The organism is Pseudomonas sp. R1-7, from assembly GCF_051132105.1.
GTDB lineage: Bacteria > Pseudomonadota > Gammaproteobacteria > Pseudomonadales > Pseudomonadaceae > Aquipseudomonas.
The window spans coordinates 1960942-1962885 of sequence record NZ_CP071661.1; the positions used below are offsets into that span (position 1 = coordinate 1960942).

Sequence of the window (1944 nt, forward strand, 5' to 3'; positions counted from 1 at the left end):
GGCCGTGATCGAAAATTTAGCCCTCGCCGCCGGACCGTCGCCCTAGCGTGTCGCGACGATGAAAACCCTTGGAAACGGCAGCAGGACCGAACCATCATCCAGGGTCGGATAGGCCTGTTCGATGGCCTTGAGGTACTGCTCCAGGTATTGCTCGCGCTGCGCTGCGTCCAGCGGTTCGAGGAAAGGACGCAAGCCGCTGCCCTTGAACCATTCGACGATACCCGAAGCGCCGCCCGCCAGTGGATGATGATAAGTGGTGCGCCACACATCGACCCGGCTGCAATGGGACTTGAGAATCGAATAATAGGTGCTGGCGTCCTCCACCTCGGTCCGCGAATCAGCCGCCCCGGCCAGTTGGCCCGCCCAGGGGCCATTGGCGGCGATGTCCCGCATCAAGCGATGGGACGGCTGGTGCAGCGTATCGGGCATCTGGATCGCCAGGCTGCCACCCGGTGCGAGTTTGTCCACCAGCGACGGCAGCAAGGTGGCGTGGTCTGGCAGCCATTGCAGCACGGCGTTGGCGAAGATCACATCGAAGGGGCCGCTTTCGCTCCATCGGCCAATGTCTGCCGTGTCGAATGTCACGTGGGGCAAGCGCTTGCGGGCGGCTTCGACCATGTCGGCGGAACTGTCCAGGCCACGCACGGTTGCGTCGGGGAAGTGGCGCACCAACAGTTCGGTGGAGTTGCCGGGGCCGCAGCCCAGGTCGATCACTTGCCGCGCCTGGACCGGCGGGATCGCCGCCAGCAGATCCCGGGACGGGCGGGTGCGTTCCTCTTCGAAAGCGACATATTGTTGGGCGGACCAGCTCATTGTGTTCTCCTTGAGGGCAGACCAAAGCCATGGGGCGTGCAGTATAAGGCGCATCCGGGCGAAGGGCCGGTGACTAATTCTTCGCGGCCCGGCCTCGTTATTCTTTTTATACAAACGATCGGAGAAAACCGCAGTGACCCAACTGACCCTGCTGTGCCTGCCGTATTCCGGCGCCAGCGCGATGGTATACAGCCGTTGGCGGCGCAAGGTGCCACAGTGGCTGACGGTGCAGCCCGTGGAATTGCCGGGGCGCGGGGCACGTTTCGCCGAACCGCTGCACACCGACATGGGCCCATTGGCCAGGCAACTGGCGTGCGAGTTGTACCCGACGCTCAAGGCTCCTTACGCGGTGTTCGGTCACAGCCTGGGTGCGCTGCTGGCCTGTGAGATCGCCCATGCCTTGCGCGAGCTGGGCTGCCCGGAACCGGTGGCGCTGTTCGCCTCCGGCACTGCGGCGCCAACGATGCGCGCCGACTATGATCGCGGCTTCGCCGAGCCGAAAACCGATGCTGAACTGATCGATCAACTGCGCACCCTCAACGGCACCAGCGAAGAAGTGTTGGCCAACGCAGAGTTGATGGCCCTGACCTTGCCCGTGCTGCGGGCAGACTTCCTGCTTTGCGGACGCTATCAGCCACGGCTTCGGCCTGTGCTCAACTGCCCCGTGCATGTGCTCGGCGGCACTGCCGACAAGGCCACCACCGAACAGTTGATCGGCTGGAGCCGGGAAACCTGCGGCAGCTTTTCGGTGGACATGTTGGCCGGTGGGCACTTTTTCATCCATGAACACGAAGCCCGGGTGCTGCGGCTGATCAAGGATCAGTTGAGCGTGCATCATCGGCGGCATGGGTTGGCCATCAGCGCATAACCGATTCAAGACCCGCTTTTGTGGCGAGGGAGCTTGCTCCCGCTGGGCGGCGAAGCCGCCCCAAAAGAAATGGCGCATTAAGCCAGGCAGACCGCATCAGCCGGTTTACGACTGCTGCGCAGCCGAGCGGGAGCAAGCTCCCTCGCCACGAGTTTGCTCCTTTCCGATACTGATTCCCAATCGCTAATTTTTCCGGTTTGCATTCGTTTCATAGGGACGACATGCCTTTGTGCCTTGTGCCCACTGATTCCGGATACCCAGAA

General features: G+C 62.7%; 2 protein-coding genes. One reads left to right on the forward strand and one right to left on the reverse strand.

Annotated features, from left to right (window positions below):
* Positions 1-42: 42 nt before the first annotated feature.
* The gene (gene tam, locus J3P79_RS08920; protein ID WP_434609783.1) at positions 43-813 is read right to left on the reverse strand and encodes a trans-aconitate 2-methyltransferase; all 771 of its coding nucleotides are present in this window, start codon (positions 811-813) and stop codon (positions 43-45) included.
* Positions 814-946: 133 nt separating this feature from the next.
* On the opposite strand from tam, the gene J3P79_RS08925 reads away from it, so the two are divergent.
* Entirely contained in the window at positions 947-1681 is a 735-nt protein-coding gene (locus tag J3P79_RS08925) for a thioesterase II family protein (RefSeq protein ID WP_434609785.1), read from the forward strand.
* Positions 1682-1944: the final 263 nt, after the last annotated feature.

Excerpts from the sequence above, each read along its gene's own strand:
- tam (WP_434609783.1), bottom strand. The coding sequence starts at position 813 with ATGAGCTGGTCCGCCCAACAATATGTCGCTTTCGAAGAGGAACGCACC.